Source organism: Alishewanella aestuarii B11, assembly GCF_000280055.1.
Lineage (GTDB): Bacteria > Pseudomonadota > Gammaproteobacteria > Enterobacterales > Alteromonadaceae > Alishewanella > Alishewanella aestuarii.
In genome coordinates this window covers 167,812-188,369 of record NZ_ALAB01000027.1, presented here as the reverse complement: position 1 = coordinate 188,369, position 20,558 = coordinate 167,812, and the positions used below count along the sequence as shown (strand labels likewise).

22 protein-coding genes are annotated in these 20,558 nt (G+C 51.3%); 13 read left to right on the top strand and 9 right to left on the bottom strand.

Annotated features, from left to right (window positions below; translation table 11 throughout):
• Positions 1-6: 6 nt before the first annotated feature.
• The gene (gene guaA, locus AEST_RS10435; RefSeq protein WP_008608957.1) at positions 7-1,584 is read left to right on the top strand and encodes a glutamine-hydrolyzing GMP synthase; all 1,578 of its coding nucleotides are present in this window, start codon (positions 7-9) and stop codon (positions 1,582-1,584) included.
• Positions 1,585-2,175: 591 nt separating this feature from the next.
• On the opposite strand, the gene AEST_RS10430 is transcribed toward guaA, so the two are convergent.
• From AEST_RS10430 to AEST_RS10420, 3 genes are all read right to left on the bottom strand, one after another.
• Positions 2,176-2,478 (bottom strand): type II toxin-antitoxin system RelE/ParE family toxin, encoded by a 303-nt coding sequence (locus AEST_RS10430; RefSeq protein ID WP_039925388.1) that lies wholly within the window; start codon positions 2,476-2,478, stop codon positions 2,176-2,178.
• Positions 2,466-2,723 (bottom strand): type II toxin-antitoxin system Phd/YefM family antitoxin, encoded by a 258-nt coding sequence (locus AEST_RS10425; RefSeq protein WP_039925386.1) that lies wholly within the window; start codon positions 2,721-2,723, stop codon positions 2,466-2,468. The genes AEST_RS10430 and AEST_RS10425 overlap by 13 nt, the downstream gene beginning before the upstream one ends.
• 182 nt (positions 2,724-2,905) lie before the next feature.
• Complete coding sequence (locus AEST_RS10420; RefSeq protein WP_008608956.1) at positions 2,906-4,051, bottom strand: alpha/beta hydrolase; 1,146 nt, start codon at positions 4,049-4,051, stop codon at positions 2,906-2,908.
• Between the two features lie 417 nt (positions 4,052-4,468).
• On the opposite strand from AEST_RS10420, the gene AEST_RS10415 reads away from it, so the two are divergent.
• From AEST_RS10415 to AEST_RS10405, 3 genes are all read left to right on the top strand, one after another.
• Positions 4,469-4,735 carry a type II toxin-antitoxin system Phd/YefM family antitoxin gene (locus AEST_RS10415; protein WP_039925384.1) on the top strand — a complete coding sequence of 89 codons (267 nt, stop codon included), beginning with the start codon at positions 4,469-4,471 and terminating at the stop codon, positions 4,733-4,735.
• Between the two features lie 199 nt (positions 4,736-4,934).
• Entirely contained in the window at positions 4,935-5,381 is a 447-nt protein-coding gene (locus AEST_RS10410) for an SRPBCC family protein (protein WP_008608955.1), read from the top strand.
• A gap of 19 nt (positions 5,382-5,400) precedes the next feature.
• Positions 5,401-5,916 (top strand): GNAT family N-acetyltransferase, encoded by a 516-nt coding sequence (locus tag AEST_RS10405; protein ID WP_008608953.1) that lies wholly within the window; start codon positions 5,401-5,403, stop codon positions 5,914-5,916.
• On the opposite strand, the gene AEST_RS10400 is transcribed toward AEST_RS10405, so the two are convergent.
• The 4 genes from AEST_RS10400 to srmB form a co-directional block, all read right to left on the bottom strand.
• Entirely contained in the window at positions 5,876-6,316 is a 441-nt protein-coding gene (locus AEST_RS10400) for a type II toxin-antitoxin system HicB family antitoxin (RefSeq protein WP_008608951.1), read from the bottom strand. The two genes, AEST_RS10405 and AEST_RS10400, sit on opposite strands and share 41 nt — an antisense overlap.
• Before the next feature lie 11 nt (positions 6,317-6,327).
• Positions 6,328-6,510: a type II toxin-antitoxin system HicA family toxin gene (locus AEST_RS10395; protein WP_008608949.1), complete on the bottom strand. Its 183-nt coding sequence runs from the start codon at positions 6,508-6,510 to the stop codon at positions 6,328-6,330.
• A gap of 155 nt (positions 6,511-6,665) precedes the next feature.
• Positions 6,666-7,724, bottom strand: coding sequence for a S66 peptidase family protein (locus AEST_RS10390; RefSeq protein WP_008608948.1), 1,059 nt, complete (start codon positions 7,722-7,724; stop codon positions 6,666-6,668).
• A gap of 151 nt (positions 7,725-7,875) precedes the next feature.
• A complete protein-coding gene (gene srmB / locus AEST_RS10385; RefSeq protein ID WP_008608947.1) occupies positions 7,876-9,096 on the bottom strand; it encodes an ATP-dependent RNA helicase SrmB in 1,221 nt (406 codons plus the stop codon).
• Between the two features lie 68 nt (positions 9,097-9,164).
• Between srmB and AEST_RS10380 the strand changes: the two genes are divergently transcribed.
• Complete coding sequence (locus AEST_RS10380) at positions 9,165-9,890, top strand: tRNA1(Val) (adenine(37)-N6)-methyltransferase (RefSeq protein ID WP_008608946.1); 726 nt, start codon at positions 9,165-9,167, stop codon at positions 9,888-9,890.
• Here the strand turns inward: AEST_RS10380 and fldB are convergent.
• The gene (gene fldB / locus AEST_RS10375) at positions 9,879-10,400 is read right to left on the bottom strand and encodes a flavodoxin FldB (RefSeq protein ID WP_008608945.1); all 522 of its coding nucleotides are present in this window, start codon (positions 10,398-10,400) and stop codon (positions 9,879-9,881) included. The two genes, AEST_RS10380 and fldB, sit on opposite strands and share 12 nt — an antisense overlap.
• Before the next feature lie 182 nt (positions 10,401-10,582).
• Here fldB and xerD point away from each other — a divergent pair, with 182 nt between their 5' ends.
• The 8 genes from xerD (at position 10,583) to yghX (ending at position 19,319) form a co-directional block, all read left to right on the top strand.
• Positions 10,583-11,494 (top strand): site-specific tyrosine recombinase XerD, encoded by a 912-nt coding sequence (xerD, locus tag AEST_RS10370; RefSeq protein WP_008608944.1) that lies wholly within the window; start codon positions 10,583-10,585, stop codon positions 11,492-11,494.
• Between the two features lie 16 nt (positions 11,495-11,510).
• Entirely contained in the window at positions 11,511-12,242 is a 732-nt protein-coding gene (gene dsbC / locus AEST_RS10365) for a bifunctional protein-disulfide isomerase/oxidoreductase DsbC (RefSeq protein WP_008608943.1), read from the top strand.
• A gap of 4 nt (positions 12,243-12,246) precedes the next feature.
• Positions 12,247-13,980 (top strand): single-stranded-DNA-specific exonuclease RecJ, encoded by a 1,734-nt coding sequence (gene recJ / locus AEST_RS10360; RefSeq protein WP_008608942.1) that lies wholly within the window; start codon positions 12,247-12,249, stop codon positions 13,978-13,980.
• A 113-nt stretch (positions 13,981-14,093) separates the two neighbouring features.
• A protein-coding gene (gene prfB, locus AEST_RS10355; protein WP_169313976.1) for a peptide chain release factor 2 occupies positions 14,094-15,192 on the top strand; the annotation gives its coding sequence in 2 pieces (ribosomal slippage) (positions 14,094-14,168 and positions 14,170-15,192; 1,098 coding nt in all).
• A 27-nt stretch (positions 15,193-15,219) separates the two neighbouring features.
• On the top strand, positions 15,220-16,740 hold the full coding sequence (gene lysS, locus AEST_RS10350; protein ID WP_008608940.1) for a lysine--tRNA ligase: 1,521 nt from the start codon (positions 15,220-15,222) through the stop codon (positions 16,738-16,740).
• 176 nt (positions 16,741-16,916) lie between these two features.
• Positions 16,917-17,300 carry a PA2779 family protein gene (locus AEST_RS10345; RefSeq protein ID WP_039925448.1) on the top strand — a complete coding sequence of 128 codons (384 nt, stop codon included), beginning with the start codon at positions 16,917-16,919 and terminating at the stop codon, positions 17,298-17,300.
• Positions 17,300-18,268 (top strand): PA2778 family cysteine peptidase, encoded by a 969-nt coding sequence (locus AEST_RS10340; protein WP_008608935.1) that lies wholly within the window; start codon positions 17,300-17,302, stop codon positions 18,266-18,268. The genes AEST_RS10345 and AEST_RS10340 overlap by 1 nt, the downstream gene beginning before the upstream one ends.
• Positions 18,269-18,428: 160 nt before the next feature.
• Complete coding sequence (yghX, locus tag AEST_RS10335) at positions 18,429-19,319, top strand: YghX family hydrolase (RefSeq protein WP_008608934.1); 891 nt, start codon at positions 18,429-18,431, stop codon at positions 19,317-19,319.
• A 561-nt stretch (positions 19,320-19,880) separates the two neighbouring features.
• Here the strand turns inward: yghX and AEST_RS10330 are convergent.
• On the bottom strand, positions 19,881-20,516 hold the full coding sequence (locus AEST_RS10330) for an NAD(P)H-dependent oxidoreductase (protein WP_008608933.1): 636 nt from the start codon (positions 20,514-20,516) through the stop codon (positions 19,881-19,883).
• Positions 20,517-20,558: the final 42 nt, after the last annotated feature.

Here is a 20,558-nt window from a genome sequence, read left to right as displayed (position 1 = left end):
GTTACTATGAACAAAAATATTCATCATCATCGTATTCTGATCCTCGACTTTGGTTCGCAATATACCCAACTGATTGCCCGCCGGGTACGTGAAATCGGCGTTTACTGCGAGCTGTGGGCCTGGGATGTGACCGAAGCCCAAATCCGCGATTTTAATCCAACCGGTATTATCTTATCCGGCGGCCCGGAAAGCGTTACCGAAGCCGGCTCACCACGGGCACCGGCTTATGTGTTTGAAGCGGGCGTGCCGGTACTGGGCGTGTGCTACGGTATGCAAACCATGGCAGAGCAGCTGGGCGGTAAGGTGCAGGGCTCAGAGGAGCGTGAGTTTGGTTATGCCCAGGTCGAAGTGCTGGCGCCAAATGAACTGTTCGCCAAAATTGAAGATCACATCGGCGCCAACGGCAATGCCTTGTTAGATGTGTGGATGAGCCACGGCGATAAAGTGGTACAGATCCCGGCCGGTTTTACCACTATTGCCCAAACCCCAACCTGCCCGCATGCCGCCATGGCGGACGAAGCGCGGCAGTTCTATGGTGTGCAGTTCCATCCGGAAGTCACCCATACCCGGCAGGGGCTGCGGATGCTGGAGCATTTTGTGGTGGATATCTGTGGCTGTGACAAGCTGTGGACACCGGCCTCGATTATTGAAGATGCCATCGTACGCTTAAAACAGCAAATCGGTGATGATCAGGTGATCCTGGGCTTATCCGGTGGCGTCGACAGCTCTGTGGTCGCCATGCTGCTGCACCGCGCTATCGGCAAAAACCTGACCTGTGTTTTTGTTGATAACGGCCTGCTGCGACTCAACGAAGGCAAGCAGGTCATGGATATGTTTGGCGATCACTTTGGTTTAAATATTATCAAAGTCGATGCCGAACAGCGTTTCCTGTCGGCCTTAGCCGGCGTGGATGAGCCTGAAGCGAAGCGGAAAATTATCGGCCGCGTTTTTGTTGAAGTGTTCGACGAACAAGCGCAAAAGCTGAGCAATGCCAAATGGCTGGCACAGGGCACTATCTATCCGGATGTGATTGAATCCGCAGGTTCAGCAACCGGTAAAGCCCATGTGATTAAATCGCACCATAACGTTGGCGGTTTGCCGGAGCATATGAAGCTGGGCTTAGTCGAGCCACTGCGCGAACTGTTTAAAGACGAAGTGCGCAAAGTCGGTTTAGAGCTGGGCTTACCGTACGATATGCTGTACCGTCACCCGTTCCCGGGACCAGGTTTAGGCGTGCGGGTACTGGGCGAAATCAAAAAAGAATACTGCGACTTACTGCGCCGTGCCGATGCGATCTTTATCGAAGAGCTGCATAAAGCCGATCTGTACAATAAAGTCAGCCAGGCGTTCGCGGTGTTCCTGCCGGTTAAATCAGTGGGTGTAATGGGCGATGCCCGTAAGTACGACTGGGTAATTTCGCTGCGCGCGGTAGAAACCATCGACTTTATGACCGCCCACTGGGCACACCTGCCATATGAGTTACTGGGTAAGGTGTCGAACCGGATTATTAACGAGATCAATGGTATTAGCCGCGTAGTCTACGATATCTCAGGTAAGCCACCAGCAACCATCGAATGGGAATAACTTTGGCGTTGGCAAAATCCTAGCACTATTCTAAACGCTACCCCGATCCAGGACTCCGGTACGCTCGCCGTACCGGAGTCCAATCTGCGATAGTGGGATTGGAGTTTTTAGTTGATGAGGACCTAGCTTGCAGCGGAGAAACGCCGCTTTGAGCGAATTGCAGACATTTTTCGATAGAGTGGGAATAGTTTTGGCGTTGGCAAAATCGTAACGCCTTTCTAAAGGCTTCCTCAACCCCAGGACTCCGGTACGCTAGTCGTACCGGAGTCCATCCTGCGATAGTGATAGCAGCACCAATCTAAACGCTACCCCGCTCCAGGACTCCGGTACGCTCGCCGTACCGGAGTCCATTCTGCGATAGTAATAACAGCGCCAATCTCAACGCTACCGCAAACCTAGGACTCCGGTACGCTAGTCGTACCGGAGTCCATCCTGCGATAGTGATAGCAGCACCAATCTCAATGCAACCCCGATCTGGGACTCCGGTATGCTTGCCGTACCGGAGTCCATCCTGCGATATTGGGATTGGAGTGAAGTAGTGGCTAACTTGTGTGCGTCGCCGTGGCCTTAGGCCACGAATGACGCGGATTTTTAGCTGTGTTCCAGCATAAATGCACGAAGGTGTCGTTCCTCTCGCATGACAAAGAGCACAAAAACCCGCTGCTCATCCTCACGATAAAAAATGCGACAAGGTGGAACCACTACTTCCCTGTAAACCGAATCTGGGAGTTCAGGAGGAATTCGTCCGGATTTGGGGAAATTCGCCAAACGTTCTGTGTTGTCGAAAACAGCCTTCACGAGATTGCTTGCGGCAGCAGGATTGTCCAAAGCAATATACTCTGCAATGGCATCGAGTTCCTGGAGTGCTGGCTCTGTCCAGATTACTTCAGCCATTTACTCATTTTTTCTTTGGCCTCACTTTGGCTATACGTTCTTCCTTCAAGTACCGCACGCTCTCCCCGAGAGAGCCCCTCAAGCAGCTCAAGCCGACGCTTCATAAATTCATAATCCTGCACATCAACAAGGTATGCAGATGGCTGACCATGCTCCGTAATCAATACGGGCTCTTTCGACAGGTGCAGATCTGCCAGAATCTTGGTAGCTTGTCGCTTTAGATTCGTAACTAATTCAACTTTCATAATTTCAACCTGTCCTAAGTGTAAAGTGACACTATAGTATCACTTTTCGAGTGAGGCAATCCCGGCTAACGCCCAAATTTAGCGCGGAAAACCGCGCAGCTGGTTCACGTCGCAACCAGCGCTTTTTGCTAGCGATAAAATTCTATTGTTAGCTTTCTTAGTTAGAAGGACCACACCACACGTTAATTTTTATCTATTTTCATTTTTTCAGCTTTCAAGCCCGAATTCTGCGCCTTGATTTCATCAATAAAAATTGAATCATTTGCAATAGCCAGGTCTAGTGCTCGCTCAGATGCAATGAGCGCAGCAGGTAAGTTTTTGTTCAAACTGTAAGCCGTAGCTAAACTATCCCATAGTATTTCAGAGTCAGGAAAAGCCTCAGTACCTTTTGCTAAAATCTCAATTCCCCATGCTGGTTTGTCTTCATATGCAGCTTTTAGTCCATACACATTAAATTGGTGAACTGACAAAGGAAATTTATAGCCGAATTCCTTAGTTTTATTCTCATAGAATGTTGTCAGTGCTGACATAGGCATAACATCAACCCCAGGTACCGCATTCCAACCGGAAAAAATAGCTCGTAACCCTTTTGCCAAGCCAATCAAAGGAGTGCTATCGTGAGTTTCATCAGGAAATCTTGCGTAACTGTGATAAAGCCCTGACTTTGAATGATGTTTTAAAGCTAATAACATACGTTCAAAAGCTTCTGGCATTTCATTTGGCTCGCTCGCCATGCTAATAAACCATCTCATTGGTTTTGCTATGCTGGTGGTGTGATTCTTTTTGTAATCTGCGACTATCACTGCCTCGTCCCACCAAAGGCTGGGACTAATCGATATAACGGCGTTAAATTTAGAGTGCCCTTTTACAGCCAAGTGACTGGTATATAATCCCGAGAGTGAATGACCCGCTATGACATAGTATGGCGCAACTCTATATTGCGCATTTAATAGATTTAACAACTCATCTTGCAGGAAGCGCGTCAGTATATCCGCTTTGCCAGCTCGACCGGCAAAAGCTTCTGGCTCGGTTTGGGTATAAAACATCAATCTATTTTTTAAACTCACACCTACAACAATCATCTCCGGTATCACAGCGTAAGTGCTGTAAAAATTCACACTTGCAGCTGAGTGATTGAACTGAGTCGAGCCATCTAACACCACCAACACAGGATATAAAAAGTTATCAGAATGATGGTAAGTTTCAGGTAAGGATATTTGAACTGTTACATCTTCTCCTAATAATTCTGAATTTATCGTCAGGCGCTGATACTGAGCAAAAGCTGGACTAGACAACAGAAAAACTAAAACGAGTAATATAGATTTCATTTGATACCTTTATATAACGCCCCGCGCATGCGCGCGAACTTGTGAGCGTCGTAAGCGTAACGCCAACCACACATTCCAATCCTAACTGATCAACTTTACCCTGTCTGCCATTATCAACTGCCAGGGTAATCATCATGCACCGTACCAAAGAACAATGGCTGGCCTTGTTTGCCGAGCAAGCCCAAAGCGTTGTCTATGCTTAGATCTGGACAGGATACTTTTACAGCTCCAATATCCGCTTTTACGACTACAGTATCTTTCTGCTCCAGATCGCAGGTTGTGACTCCGGTACGGCAAGCATACCGGAGTCAGGCGCAGTAGCGGCAAAGCCGAAACGAAAAAGCTGCCGCTATCCTTGGTCTTGTTAAGGCTCTTGACATATATTTGTAAGGTCATTCCGTGTCTCAAGGTGCTGTTATGGATACGATCAGCGTAAACAAATTTAGAGACAACATGAAAAATGTTGTAGACGAAGTAATTACCAGACATAAACCGCTCAAAGTAAAAAGAAGAGCCGGAGACGCTTTCGTTGTGATTAGTGCCGATGACTGGGAGCGCGAGCAAGAAACGCTTTATGTACTGCAGAACCTAAGCCTGATGCAACAAATTGCTGGGTCCCTTGAAACTCACAACTGTGGTAAAGGCTACATGTGTTCCACACAGCATTACCAGCAAAAGAGATAACATTGGTTTTCAGCTCCAAATCGCAGATGTGACTCCGGTACGGCAAGCATACCGGAGTCAGGTGTAGTAGTGCAGGCTAAGATTCCCAAGTTGGCGCCACTGTGCTACTTTTATCTGGCTGACCAACTCCGGACGGGATCCGTAGCCGCGTTCACATATTCAACGCCGGCTTCGCATTGCATAATAAGAGGAAAAACCGATGCGTAACGTCAAAGTCATCCAGCATAGTATTGTGATCCAGGCGCCGGTGGCGCAGCTTTGGCAACGGATGTTTGACCCGCAGCTTTATCGCGAGTGGATTGCGGCTTTTTGTGAGGGCTCTTACTATCAGGGGCATTGGCAGCAGGGTGAAACCATCCGCTTTCTGGATCCAAATGGCAATGGCATGGTGGCAAAGATTGTCGAGTACCGGCCGATGGAGTTTATCTCGGTCAGCCATCTGGGTTTTGTTTATGCCGGCCAGGATGATTTGGATAGTGCCGAAGTAACAAGTTGGGCGCCAGCCTACGAGAACTTCTATTTTACCTCTCGCGGTGACAGTACCGAGTTGCGGATTGAGCAGGAAATTGCGCCAGTATACGAAGACTTTATGCAGCAAGCCTGGCCTAACGCTTTGCAGAAACTAAAAACTCTAGCTGAACGTTAATCGCGCTGTTATAAACGAAATGAATCAAACTAAGTTAATCCTGCTTAAGCAGCAGCCTGAGCTGATCCCGATGCTGGCGCATTGGCATTATCTGGAATGGGGCGCCCTGTTTCCGGAAAAAACCGAAGCCGACTTTGCTGCCGATCTGGCCGCCAGTTTAAATGAGCAGCAATTACCAATCAGTTGGGTCGTAGTGTATGAACATCAGGTGGTAGGCACCGCCTCGCTGTTACTGCACGATATGCAAACCAATCGTGAGTTATCGCCCTGGTTGGCCAATATTTATCTCGCATCCTCGGTAAGAGGTAAAGGCCTTGGCAAATGGTTGGTGCAGCAAGTGATGACAGAAGCCCGGCAGCTGGGGCTGATGCAACTGTATTTATTTACCGAAGATCAGGCAGCGTTCTATCAACGCCTGGGCTGGCAGGTACTCAAGCAGGAGCTGTATCAGGGCAAGGCAGTGACCATTATGAGCTGGTGCTGTAACGGAATGGCTAATTGCTTGCCGTCTCCAATTCATGCCGCGCCGCTGTAGCCAAAAAGTGACTGCGATCACGATAGCGTTCCGGTGAGGTTTTAACTTTCTGGTCGATGCGGCTGATTAACGTAACGGGCATACTGACATTGATTCGCTTTGGTTTACCTTCATAAGCTGACAAATCAATGTAAAGTAATAGCCAACTATTGCAAAACGCATACTCAGCTTGTTGTTGATAGTACAAAGGCCCCAGATCCTGAATATCACCTATTGCCCATCCTTGCTCCTGCCAAGTTTCTAACGCCATAGTGATAGCTTCTGTTACAGCTGGCGCAATTTCTGCCTGGCTGTCAGCAGCACTGATACAGCTAAAGTCGGCGGTACAAAGCGCAGGCACCACCAGACCATAAGCGGTTTTATCATCTGTTGGTTGTTCAATACCCACCGAAAAATACATAGTTTACCTCGTTATATACCAGCGGCTTTTCTGATCGCTTTTGATGTGCCAATAGGTAAGGCACCTTTGGGATGGGGAACGACAAAGGTTTTACCAGTAAGCGGCGAATACCACAGTTGATGGCTGCCTTTGCCTTGCCGCTTTAGTTCACAGCCAGCAGCTTTCAGTTCCCTGATCAGATCTATGGATTTCATTATAGCTCCGTTTCGCAGGCTTGCACACACCAATACACACACTCTGGTAAACAGACTTACCAGAGCAGGCGGGTAACGGATAAGGTGTAACTTTAATGTAAAAAGCTTAGCAGGTTTTTGCTAAGCTTTTATCAGGCAGGAAAAGTTTATCGCGCTCAGTTCTGAAACACCGGCTCCAGCAGGCGGAAGGTGCCGGCGTCGGCATCCATTTCTGCCATAGCGCCAACCGGTACAATAAACTGCTTTGGAATATGGCCAATCATGGCGCCGCGGTAAGCCGGAATACCGAGCGGTTTAATAAAGTCCGCAAAGATTTCATCTAAGGTTAAACTGCCCCAGCCGTTGCCCGGAGTACAGCGGTTACAGTCGCCAAAAATAAAGCCTTTAATTTTATCCAGCGCGCCCATTAGCTTTAAAGTGCTCATCATGCGGTCGATTCGGTATGGCTGCTCTTCAATATCTTCGAGGAATAAAATCTTATCCTGAAAATCCGGCAGGTAAGGCGTGCCAGCCAGTGCCGTTAATACCGTCAGATTGCCGCCGATCAGCTGGCCCTGTGCTTTGCCGCCGGTAATGACCCGGGTACGGTTTTCGCGCTGCACCAGCTCGCCTTTCAGATCCTGCTCGTTCTGGTATTGCATCAGCTCTTGGTTAAAAAACAGCCGCTCAAACTGATCGACATTAAAGGCATTCCAGCTGCCAATGCCATTCGGGCCATGAAAACTGACCAGACCGCACTGTGCCAGCAAGGCATTATGCAGGGCGGTGATATCGGAATAACCGAGCAATGGCTTAGGATTCCGGCGGATCATCTGATAATCCAGCAGCGGTAAAATTCGGGCTGCGCCAGAGCCACCCCGGGCACAGATCACGGCTTTAACCTCCGGATCGGCAAACATCGCGTTCAGATCCGCGGCGCGATCTTCATCTCTGCCGGCTAAATGGCCACGGCGTTCGTTATAAAAGCGGCCGCTTTTTACTTTAAAACCCAGGGCTTGCAGGGTTTCGCGCGCGATCACCAGATCTTCAAGATCCGCGACGGCAGCCGATGAGGCGATTAAGCCCACCGTATCGCCCCTGCGCAGCGGTTTTGGCAGAATGCGGCCAGTAGCTTGCGGCCTGGCCGTGGCTGCGCCAGCCGGTACAGCGCAGGCGGTAAGCGGGAGCAGGCTTAAGGCCAGCGCACTGTGTTTTAGAAATTGTCGTTTGTCCATCAGCGGCACCATGCTTATTAGTAATAATTTATTCCTATTGGTAGCATAACTTTGGAATAAATGCAGCAGCTATGGCGGAAAATCAGGCGTTTTTTCGAAGGGAAGCCCGGCGCAGAGCGCGGCCGGGCTGCATAATGGCAACTGACAAAGCTTACTTTTTGGCTTTCGGTGCCAGCTTTTTTGCGGCAACCCGGCCCGGTTTTTTCTTTTTCTTGGTGACCTTGGCTTCTTTATGTTTTGGTCGCAGCTCGTCGATAACCCGGCGCTTTAGCGGCTGCTCGGTATAACGCTCAACCTTGCCAACCACTGCCATATCATGGGCTTCGACCAGCGAAATCGCGGTACCTTTTTTACCGGCGCGGCCGGTGCGGCCAATACGGTGCACATACACATCGGCGCTACGCGGCATATCATAGTTAATCACATGGCTGATATCGTCGATATCCAGACCACGGGCGGCCACGTCGGTAGCCACCAAAATCCGTACCTGATTATTGGTAAAACGCGCCAGCGCCTGCAAGCGTTTATCCTGCGGCATTTCGCCCTGCAGCCAGCAGCACTTAATACCGGCAGTTTCCAGCTGACCGGTTAGCGTTGCCAGGCGCTCGCGGGTTTTGACAAACACTATGGCTTTACTGACGTCGGGCTGCTTCAGAATATGGGTTAGCAGCGCCAGCTTATGGTTGGCATCATCGGCCAGATGGCACCACTGCAAAATTTTGGCTTTTTCTTTGCGCGATGGGTTGGCTTCGACATGCTCCGGCTCTTTGAGTGCCTTTTCGGCAAAGCGCTCTAACGAAGCGCCTTCCAGCGTGGCAGAGAACAGGAACGTCTGGCGGCGACGGCGCGCTTCCAGCACAATACGGTTCATCTCACCGATAAAGCCCATATCCAGCATGCGGTCTGCTTCATCGAGGATCAGCAGTTCTACTTCATCGGCCTGAAAGCTCTCGGCATCCAGATATTCAATTAAGCGGCCCGGGGTGGCAACCAGAATATCGTTGTTCTTTTCCAGCGTATCTTTATGGCTACCGTAATTGATACCGCCGGTGATCAAACCGACATTGAGCGTAGTGAACTGGCTGAATTGTTTAAAGGTATCGTAAACCTGATACGCCAGCTCGCGGGTGGGTGTCATCACCAGTACCCGGGCAAAGCCCGGATCGCGGCGCGGGAAATCCAGCAGGTACTGAATCGCCGGTAACACAAAGGCCAGGGTTTTTCCGGTACCGGTGGGGGCACTGGCTAACAGATCACGGCCTTCCAGCGCCGGCGGGATCGCCAGTTGCTGTATTTGGGTAGGCTGATCAAAACCGGCACTTTCCAGCGCCTGATTTAAGGCGTCATCCAGTTGGAACTCGGCAAAACTCATGTTATTTCCTTAAGCTGTTATATTGTGACATTAGCGGCTGGCGCGTTACACTCCGCGCCGGAGGGCTTATGTCAGCAGGTTTTCAGTGTAAACAATTTTATATCGGCCATCAGCACTGCGCGATGAAAGTCGGCACCGATGCGCTGTTATTGGGCGTCTGGGCGGCTTTGCCCACCGCGTTACAGGCGACACCCGCCATGCTGGATATTGGCTGTGGCAGTGGCATTTTAAGTTTAATGCTGGCACAGCGCACCGGGGGCCAAATTCCGATCACGGCAGTGGAGCTCGATACCCATGCCGCTGCCCAGGCTGCCGTTAATGTGGCATTAAGCCCCTGGCCTGACGCTATTCGCGTGATAAAGGGCGATATTCTAACCTATAGCACCGCCGAGCGTTACGCTTTAATTATTTCTAACCCGCCTTTTTTTCAGCATGCGCTGCCAAGTCAGGATGCCACGCGGCAACAGGCTAGGCATACCGATAGCTTGCCCTTTGCTGCGTTGTTAAAGAAAGCGGCGCAATGTTTGGCGCCTGGCGGAGAGTTTTGTTTAATTTTACCGGCCAGCAGTCAGGCGGCTTTTGCGCAAGCCGCGCTAGAGCAAGGTTGGCAGTGTCGGGCCCGCTGCGCTGTACAAAGCAAGGCCGGCAAGCCGGTGAGTCGCTATTTACAAAGCTGGGTTAAAGCTGACACTGAACTTGACACTGAGATCAGTCAGCTGCTGATCCATGATAGCAGCGGCGGCTATTCGGCAGCGTACCGGCAACTGCTGCAGGCATTTTACCTAAACTTCTGAATCGGCAATTTCCAGCAAAATTTGCTCTACCCACTGCGCCAGCCGCGCATCGGTTTGCTCGTATTGGTTTTCATCATCCAGTGCCAGGCCATAAAACCACTCGCCATCCGGTGTGACGGCTTTTGAGGCGATAAAGTCATAGCCCTGATTTGGCCAAAAACCAACCCGTTTTACCTGCTGTTTGGCGATTTCATGATGTAGCATACCGAGTGCATCCTGAAACCATTCGGCATAGCCCAGCTGATCGCCCATGCCATACAGCGCGATGGTTTTACCGCTCAGGTCCACCTGATTAATCTCGGGCCAGTGCGCTTCCCAGTCTTCCTGAATTTCACCAAAGTCCCAGGTCGACAAGCCGAGGATCAGGATGTCATAGTCGGCCATCGCAGTTAACGGCGTATCTTTTAAGTTATGCAGTGCCACATATTCCGGGCCAATCAGCGCCTGAATTTTTTCTGCCACCATTTCGGTGTAACAGGTGGTTGAGCCGTAAAACAAGCCAATCTTCATCTGGCAGACCTTTTTTATCGAGAGTGTTATTGCATGCTAAAAACGGGCGGCAGTTTAGCATAATATGCGCCTTGAGCCCATCAGCAAGCTGAGGTAGCTGCCGCTCGCTGGCAGATCAGCACCCTTGTTCCTCAAGGGGGGCCTCCGGTACACTAGTCGTACTCAGTTAAGAAAGAAGTGCCATGCCAACACCACCGCTGTCCGCCGTAAATCTGCACCTGATCCAACAGTTTCAGGAACAACTGGAACTGGAGCAGGCCGCCAGCGTGCATACGCTAAGTGCTTATGGCACGGATCTGAAACATTTCGCCCGTTATTGCCAGCAACAGGGGCAACCGCATCTTACGGCAGTGAGCAGTGATCTGATTAACCGCTATCTGGCGAAACGCTATGACGAGGGTTTTAACCCGCGCAGCACTTCGCGGCTACTAAGCAGCCTGCGCCGTTTTTATCGTTATCTGGTGCAACAACAGCAGCTTGCGCAAGACCCAACCACTGAGCTTGTTAACCCGAAAATTGGTAGCAGCTTACCGAAAACGCTGTCGGAGCAGGATGTTGAAGCCCTGCTGGCCGCGCCGGATATCAGTGAACTGATCCAGTTTCGCGATAAAGCCATGCTGGAGCTGTTATATGCCACTGGCATCCGGGTAACCGAGCTGGTGACACTATCGATGCAACAACTGTATTTGCAGCAGGGCATAGTGCGGGTGCTCGGCAAAGGGCGCAAAGAGCGCCTGGTGCCAATGGGCGAAGAAGCGCAGTACTGGCTTCTTCGCTATTTAAAAGAAGCACGGCCGGCGCTACAAAACCAGCTTAGTGATGTGGTGTTTCCCAGTAGCCGGCAACAGCTGATGACACGGCAAACCTTCTGGCATCGGATTAAGTTTTATGCGAAAGTAGCCGGCATTCGGGCTACCTTGTCGCCCCATACGGTTCGGCATGCCTTTGCCACGCATTTGCTGAATCATGGTGCGGATTTACGGGTGGTGCAGATGTTGCTGGGGCACAGTGATCTCTCTACCACACAAATTTACACCCATGTCGCGCAGGCGCGCTTACAGCAATTGCATCAACAACATCATCCGCGCGGTTAGCGGAGTGGGAAGCATTATGAAAAAGTCAGTTAAAACCCTGTTATCGGTATTTGTTGCCACCATGCTGCCACTCACGGCGGTGGCCAATGAAAAAATCAGCCAGGCGTTGTCAGAAGTTGGGCTAAATGTGCAGGAAGTCAAAGCGTCGCCGATGACCGGTGTCTCTCAGGTGATCACCGACCAGGGGCTGTTTTTTATGTCGGATGATGGCCGTTATCTGATTGCCGGTAATGTGCTGGATCTGCAGCAATGGCAAACCATTCGTGGCCAAAAAGTGCCGACCAATTTAAAAGATCAGCTGATGGCGCCGATTATCGTGCAAAAACTGGCGGAGCAAAAAGATCAGGTTATCGAATACAAGTCGCCGAAAGAAAAGTATGTGGTGCATGTGTTTACTGATCCCAGTTGTGGCTATTGCCGCAAGTTACATCAGGAAATGAAAGATTATCTGAATGCCGGTATTACCGTGCGCTATCTGGCGTTTCCGCGGGCCGGTGTCGCGTCAGAAACCGGTTTACAAATGCAGCATATCTGGTGCGCCAAAGATAAAAATGGCGCTATGGATAATGCTAAGGCTGATAAAAAGGTAGCTAAAGCTATGTGTCAGAATCCGGTCGCCAGTCAGTATGCATTGGCGCAGTTCTTTGGCATTAATGGTACCCCAGCGGTGATATTGCCAGATGGCAGCCTGATCCCGGGCTATATGCCGGTAGCGGCGATGCTGCAACAACTGAACACCGGAGAGTAACACCTTGCAGGTAAAACAGATCAGCCGCCGGACACTGCCGGCGCAATCTGCATCAATACTGGATCCGGCACTGCACCCGGTATTACACCGTTTGTATCTGAGCCGTGGCGTCAGCTGTGCCAGTGAGCTACAACGTCAGGCTTCGGCGTTACTGCCTTTTACGCAACTAAAAGATATTGACCGCGCCAGCGCCCTACTGGTGCAGGCGCTGACCAGCCAGCAACGTATTGTGATTGTTGGCGACTTCGACGCCGATGGCGCGACCAGCACCGCCGTACTGATGAGTGGCTTAAAGGCCTTTGGCTTTAAGTATCTGGAATATCTGGTACCGAACCGCTTTGAATACGGCTATGGCTTAACGGCGGAGCTGGCCGAGATTGTCGTAGCACAGGGCGCTGAGCTGATTATTACCGTCGATAACGGCATTTCCGCTATCGAAGGCGTGGCACTGGCAAAACGTGCCGGTGTCAAAGTACTGGTTACTGACCATCACTTACCGGGCAATACGCTGCCGGATGCCGATGCCATCGTTAACCCGAATCAGCCTGGCTGTAACTTCCCAAGTAAGGCGCTGGCCGGTGTTGGTGTGGCGTTTTATTTATTACTGGCATTACGTGCCACCTTACGTGACCAGGGTTACTTTGCTACACAGGGGCTTACCGAGCCTAATGTGGCGGAATTGCTCGACCTGGTAGCGCTGGGTACCGTCGCCGATGTGGTGCCGCTGGATGCCAATAACCGCATCCTGGTACATCAGGGCTTAATGCGTATTCGCGCCGGTAAATGCCGGCCCGGTATTCAGGCGCTGATTGATGTCGCCAATCGGGATGCGGCCAAACTGACCGCCAGTGATTTTGGCTTTGCACTGGGACCGCGACTGAATGCTGCGGGCAGACTGGATGATATGTCGCTTGGCATCAGTTGTTTACTGGCGCCAAACTTAGGTTTAGCGCGCCAATATGCCGCCGAGCTGGATAACCTGAACGCCGAGCGGCGCAGTATCGAGCAAAGTATGCAGCAGGAAGCGCAGGCACTGCTGAGCCAGCTCTCCTTTGATGGCAGCAATTTACCGGAAACCCTGTGTTTATACCGGCACGACTGGCATCAGGGCGTAATTGGTATTCTGGCCGGCCGTATTAAAGAGCAATTTCACCGGCCAACCATCGCTTTTGCCGAGGGGGATAACGGCGAGTTAAAAGGCTCGGCGCGTTCAATTACTGGCTTACATATCCGTGATGTGCTGGAAGAGATGGCAACCCAGTATCCGGGGCTGATTAAAAAATTTGGCGGCCATGCGATGGCAGCTGGTTTAACGATTAGCGCAGACAAGCTCGATACCTTTGCGCTGGCATTTAACCTGACGGCAAAAAAATACCTGACAGCGGAGCAACTAACCGCGATGGTGTTAACCGACGGCGAGCTGGAAGCAGAGTGTTTTGAGCTCAGTTTTGCTCAGTTGCTGCAAAATGCCGGGCCCTGGGGTCAGGCTTTTCCGGAGCCGGTGTTTGATGGCGAATTTCAGCTGTTAAGCCAGAAAATGCTGGCCGATCGGCATTTAAAAATGCTGCTAAAAGGCCCCGGCGGCAAGCTGGTAGATGCCATTTGGTTTAATGCCGATAACAAAGCCTGGCCCAATGTGAATATTCAGCGGGTACGGCTGGCCTACCAGCTGGATATTAACGAATATCGCGAACAACAAAGCCTGCAACTGATTGTGCGGTATATGGAAGGACTGTAAGCAAACCTCAACAAGCCCTGGTTGAAGATTGCTGTTAAAAACTGCCCGTAGCGGCAGTTTTTTTGTTATAATCCGCGCCAATTTTTTTATCGTCCTACAGGTCGGTTTATCCCATGTTTGAAGTGAATCCGGTATATAACAGCATCAAAGATGTTACTGAACGCACCAATGTGCTTCGGGGGTATCTTTGACTACGATGGCAAAAAAGAACGCTTAGAAGAAGTCTCGCGCGAGTTAGAAGACTCCGCTATCTGGAATACTCCTGACAAAGCCCAGGCGCTGGGCAAAGAGCGCTCGGCGCTGGAGCAGGTGGTGGGTACTATCGACAAGCTGGACCAGGGCCTGGAAGATGTGCAGGGCTTGCTGGAGCTGGCGGTTGAAGCCGAAGATGAAGCGACCTTTGAAGAAGCCAAAGCTGAGCTGGCCGATCTGGAGAAACAACTGGCGCTGTTGGAATTCCGCCGTATGTTCTCTGGCAAACATGATCAGAACGACTGCTATCTGGATATTCAGGCTGGCTCCGGTGGTACCGAAGCGCAGGACTGGGCCAGCATGCTGATGCGGATGTATCTGCGTTGGGGTGAAGATAAAGGCTTTAAACCCGAGCTGTATGAAGTGACCGACGGTGATGTCGCCGGCATTAAAGGCTGTACCATCAAGTTTACCGGTGAATACGCCTACGGTTGGCTACGCACCGAAACCGGCGTACACCGCCTGGTGCGTAAGAGCCCGTTTGACTCCGGTAACCGCCGCCATACGTCTTTTGCCTCGGTATTTGTGTCGCCGGAAATCGATGACGATATCGAAATCGAAATTAACCCGGCAGACTTACGTATTGATACCTACCGCGCTTCAGGTGCCGGTGGTCAGCACGTTAACCGGACCGATTCAGCGGTGCGGATCACGCACTTACCAACCAACATCGTAGTGCAGTGTCAAAATGACCGCTCGCAACATAAAAACCGCGACAATGCCTATAAGCAACTGCGCGCCAAGCTGTACGAGTTTGAGCTGCAAAAGCAAAATGCCGAAAAGCAGGCGCTGGAAGATACCAAGTCGGATATCGGTTGGGGCAGCCAGATCCGCTCTTATGTACTGGACGACTCGCGCATTAAAGACTTGCGTACCGGGGTAGAAACCCGCAATACCCAGTCGGTGCTGGATGGCGATCTGGACAAATTTATCGAAGCCAGCTTAAAAGCCGGTTTGTAATTTTTTAACTCACTCAGGAATCAACAAATGTCTGAACAGCATAACCAACATGAAGAAATTCAGGATGTTAACAAACTGATTGCTGAGCGAAAACATAAGCTGGCGGCGATTCGCGAGCAGGGCATTGCCTTTCCGAATGATTTTCGCCGGGCGCATATCTCTGATGAAATTCATGCCAAGTACGATGCGTTAAGCAAAGAAGAGCTGGAAGCCAACAAGGTAGAAGTGAGCCTGGGTGGCCGGATGATGACCCGCCGTATTATGGGTAAAGCCAGCTTCTGTACGCTGCAGGATATGGGCGGCAAGTTTCAGGTGTATGTGGCGCGCGACAGCCTGCCGGAAGGCCTGTATAACGACCAGTTTAAAAAATGGGACCTGGGCGATATCCTCGGCGTAAAAGGTTACTTATTTAAAACCCAAACTGGTGAGCTGACAGTATGGGCAACGGAAATCCGCTTATTAACCAAAGCACTGCGCCCACTGCCAGACAAATTCCACGGTTTAACTGATAACGAAGCGCGCTACCGCCAGCGTTATCTGGATCTGATCTCAAACGAGCAATCTCGCAAAACCTTTTTGGTACGCAGCAAAACTGTGGCCTATATCCGCCGTTTCTTTAACGAGCATGGCTTTTTAGAGGTCGAAACGCCAATGCTGCAAGCCATTCCGGGCGGTGCCTCGGCACGGCCGTTTGAAACCCACCATAATGCGCTGGATATGCAAATGTTCCTGCGTATTGCCCCTGAGCTGTATTTAAAGCGGCTGGTGGTTGGCGGTTTTGAGAAGGTATTTGAGTTAAACCGTAACTTCCGTAACGAAGGCGTGTCGACCCGGCATAACCCGGAATTCACTATGCTGGAATTCTACTGGGCCTATGCCGACTATAACGACTTAATGGATTTAACTGAAAAGTTATTCCGTGGCTTAGCGCTGGACGTACTGGGCAGCACTGAAGTGCCGTATCAGGGCGAGGTGTTTGACTTTGGTAAGCCGTTTGCGCGGATGTCGGTGACAGAGTCGATCCTGCATTACAACCCGTCAATTACCAAAGAGCAGTTGGCGACCCGTGAGTCGGTGGCTGAGCTGGCGAAATCGCTGGGCATTGAAGTAAAAGCCAACTATGGCCATGGTCGTATTTTAATGGAAGTGTTTGACGAGCTGGTAGAAACCAAGCTGCGCCATCCGACCTTTATTACCGAGTACCCGGCTGAGGTATCCCCGCTGGCGCGGCGTAACGACGATAACCCGGAGATCACCGACCGCTTTGAATTCTTTATCGGTGGCCGTGAACTCGGTAACGGCTTTAGCGAGCTGAACGATGCCGAAGATCAGGCCGAGCGTTTCCGCGAGCAGGTCGCGCAAAAAGACGCTGGTGATGATGAAGCCATGTTCTACGATGAAGACTTTGTTACCGCGCTGGAGCACGGTTTACCGCCAACAGCAGGTCAGGGTATCGGTATCGACCGCTTAGTGATGTTGCTGGCCGACGCGGCCTCGATCCGCGATGTGATCCTGTTCCCGCATATGCGTTTACATCACGATAAGTAAGCCTTAGGCGCCCAGGCGCGCTATCCGGTCTTCGGCACAGTGGCTGTCGAAGACCGTTCTCCTTCCTTGCAGCTTAGTTTTAATTAGTCTAATCTCAGTCAGTTAGCGTTCAGCAGCTTAGTGTAATGTTAGTTTTTGCTGTTGCAGATTCTGTTATTAACTACAAGGATATCGAAATGCAAAATAAGCTAATTACAGCGGCGTTACTCGCCAGCAGCCTGACGTTGGGTTTGGGTCAGGTATCGGCAGGTGTGGTCAGCTCTGAGCAAATGCTTGCCAGCCAGCAACACCACTACAACAAGCAGCAGGTATTGTCGTTTTTGGATACGGCCGAAGTGCAGCAAAAACTGGTGCAGCTGGGTGTCAGTCAGGAAGAAGCGGCACAGCGGATTGGCAATATGACCGATGCAGAACTGGCTGCGCTCAATAATCAGTTACATGAGATGCCGGCAGGGGGCGTAGTAGATACGATTGTCACTGTTTTAGTGGTGATCGCGGTGTTAGACCTACTGGGTGTCACGGACGTTTATCCGTTTATTCGGCCAATTCGATTTCAATAATGTTCGCTAAAGCGAAATCGGCCAACATTCTGGTTGGCCTTTTATTGCTGCTGTTGCTTACCGCTTGTCAAAGCCCACCGCAAAGCCGGCAACTGTTGGCTGAGCCACCGGCCATTAGCCGGCAGGCCTTGCTGAGCGCAGTGCCCTTCTATCCACAGCAAGAGTATTTTTGTGGCCCAACCACGCTCTCTGAAGTGGCTGCCTACTATGGGGTGGAGCACAGCGCTGAGAGTATTGCCGGTCTTACTTTTACGCCAGGGCTGCAGGGCAGCCTGCAAATTGAAATGGCCGCTGCCAGCCGCCAACTGGGCTTTGTGGCTTATGAACAACGCGGCAGTTTAAGCCAGCTATTGCAGCTGGTTGCCGAAGAAATTCCGGTTATTGTATTACAAAACAATGGTTTGAGCTGGTTGCCCAGATGGCACTATGCTGTGGTTATTGGCTATGATTTAGATCGGCGCGAGATTATTTTGCATAGCGGTCTCAGCGCCGAGTACCGGCTTCCGCTGGCTACCTTTGAGCGCACCTGGCAAAGAGCCAATTATTGGCTACTGGCGATGTTGCCGCCCGCGCGCACCAGCGCACTGCTGGACCCCTTTCTTTATACCCGAGCCTGTCAGGATCTATTGCAAACCCGGCAAACTGCAGCTGGTGTTACGGCGCTCATCAGCGCCACCAAACAGTGGCCGGATTACTGGCTACCGTATTTTCTACTCGGCAATCACTTTTTCGCCCAAGCACCGGCCGAGGCCGCCATTTGGTTTGCTCAGGGCCTGCCGCTGGCCAAACAGCAACCGGCCTATTTAAACAATTATGCTTTGGTATTGAGTGAGCTGGGCTGCAAAGCGCAGGCGCTGGAACTGATTCAGACTGCGCGGCAGCTGGCGCCTGACGATGCCAATATTATAGATAGTGAGCAACAAATTACCGCTCAGGCGACAACAGCGAGCTGTAGTGTGACTCACTAGCTACCACATCATCGCGGTCAATTGCCATCAGCCGCCGCCTGCAGGCTACTGATCGCAATAGGGTACAGCAGATTGAACCGGCAGCCACAGCACGGCGTTTATTGCGCAAATATTGCGCTATTATTGTGCATTAGCGAATAACGCATCCCGGGAGAGCACTATGCCACGTTTAACCGCCGCCGACTTTAGTCCGGAATTACTTGAGCTGTACGATTTTTATGTGCATGGCAAATTAAGCCGGCGTGATTTTTTAGAGCAGGCGGCTAAATTTGCCGTTGGCTCAATGACGGCGGTTGCGCTTCTGTCCGCGTTAAGCCCGAATTATGCGCTGGCACAGCAGATCTCTTTTAACGACCCCGAGATTATCGCCAGCTATATTCGTTTTCCGTCACCCAATGGGCATGGTGATGTGCGCGCCTACCTGGTGCGGCCGGCCAAGCTGGAACAACCCGCGCCAGCCGTGCTGGTGGTGCATGAAAACCGAGGTCTGAACCCTTATATCGAAGATGTAGCGCGGCGGCTAGCCAAAGCCGGCTATGTGGCGCTGGCGCCGGATGGTTTAAGCTCGGTTGGCGGTTATCCGGGTAATGATGACGAGGGCAGGGCCTTGCAGCGTCAGGTTGATCCACAAAAACTGTTAAACGATTTCTTTGCTGCACTTGAGTTTTTACTGGCCAGCGAGCTGACCACCGATAAAATCGGCATCACCGGCTTTTGCTATGGTGGCGGTGTCTGTAATGCGGCGGCTGTTGCTTATCCGGAACTGGCCTGTGCGGTACCTTTTTATGGCCGGCAGGCCGATCCGGAGGCGGTAGCGCCAATCAAGGCGCCGTTGCAGTATCATTTTGCGGAGAACGACCCCAGAGTCAACGAAACCTGGCCGGCGGTAGAAGCAGCACTTAAAGCCGCTAATAAAACCTTCGAAGCCCATTTCTATCCCGGCACTTATCATGGCTTTCATAACGACTCGACACCCCGTTACGATGAAGCCGCTGCTAAACTCGCCTGGCAACGCACCTTGGATTGGTTTGCCCGCTATCTAAAAACCTAGCCCAGCATCGCGACCCCGGTATGCTCGCACTACGACTCCGGTACGCTTGTCGTACCGGAGTCGGTCCTGCGTTAGCGAGAAAAACACTCAAGCTCAAAACTACACCGCACCACGACTCCGGTATGCCTGTCGTACCGGAGTCGGTCCTGCGATAGTAAGAAAAACACCAAATTCAAGACTACCCCGCATCACGACTCCGGTATGCTTGTCGTACCGGAGTCGGTCCTGCGATAGTGAGAAGAACACTGAGCTTAAGACTACACCGCACCACGACTCCGGTATGCTTGCCGTACCGGAGTCGGTCCTGCGATAGTGAGAAGAACACCGAGCTCAAGACTACACCGCACTACGACTCCGGTATGCTTGCCGTACCGGAGTCGCTCCTGCGATAGTGAGAAAAACACCAAACTCAAGACTACACCGCATCACGACTCCGGTATGCCTGTCGTACCGGAGTCGCTGCTGCGATAGTGAGAAGAACACTGAGCTTAAGACTACACCGCACCACGACTCCGGTATGCTTGCCGTACCGGAGTCGGTCCTGCGATAGTGATAGATAAATTAACGGTAGGAAACAAACTCGTCTTTAGCGCGTCGCACCTTTTTCAGGTTAACCAGCCAGTCACCCTCGGCGGCGCGATAACCCAACGGTAATAACAGCACCGATTTTAAACCTGAGGCTGCCAAGCCAAGGATCTGGTCCACTTTTTCCGGTTCAAAGCCTTCCATCGGTGTCGCATCGACTTGCTGCTCTGCCGCAGCAAGCAGCGCTGAACCCAGGCCAATATAAGCCTGACGGGCAGCATGCTCAAAATTTTGCTCTGCCGGACGCTGCGGATAGTACGCCAGCAGTTTCTGCCGGTAGGCTTCCCAGCCTTCGTTTTTAAAGCCACGCTGCTCATTAACCAGATCAAACATCATATTGATCCGTTCAGCGGTATAGTTATCCCAGGCGGCAAATACCAACAAATGCGAGCAATCGGTTACCTGTGACTGATCCCAGGCCACCGCACGGATTTGCTGCTTGATTGCCGGATCCGTTATAACTAACACCTGATAGGGCTGCAGGCCGCTGGAGCTTGCGCTAAGGCGAATCGCCTCCAGGATAATCTCCAGTTTATCTGCCGGCACTTGCTCGGCAGCATTCATTTTCTTAGTGGCATAGCGCCAGTTTAATAACTCAACAATATTTGACATGGTATCTCCGTGATAGCTTACGCAGTTTGGCTGAAATTGGTA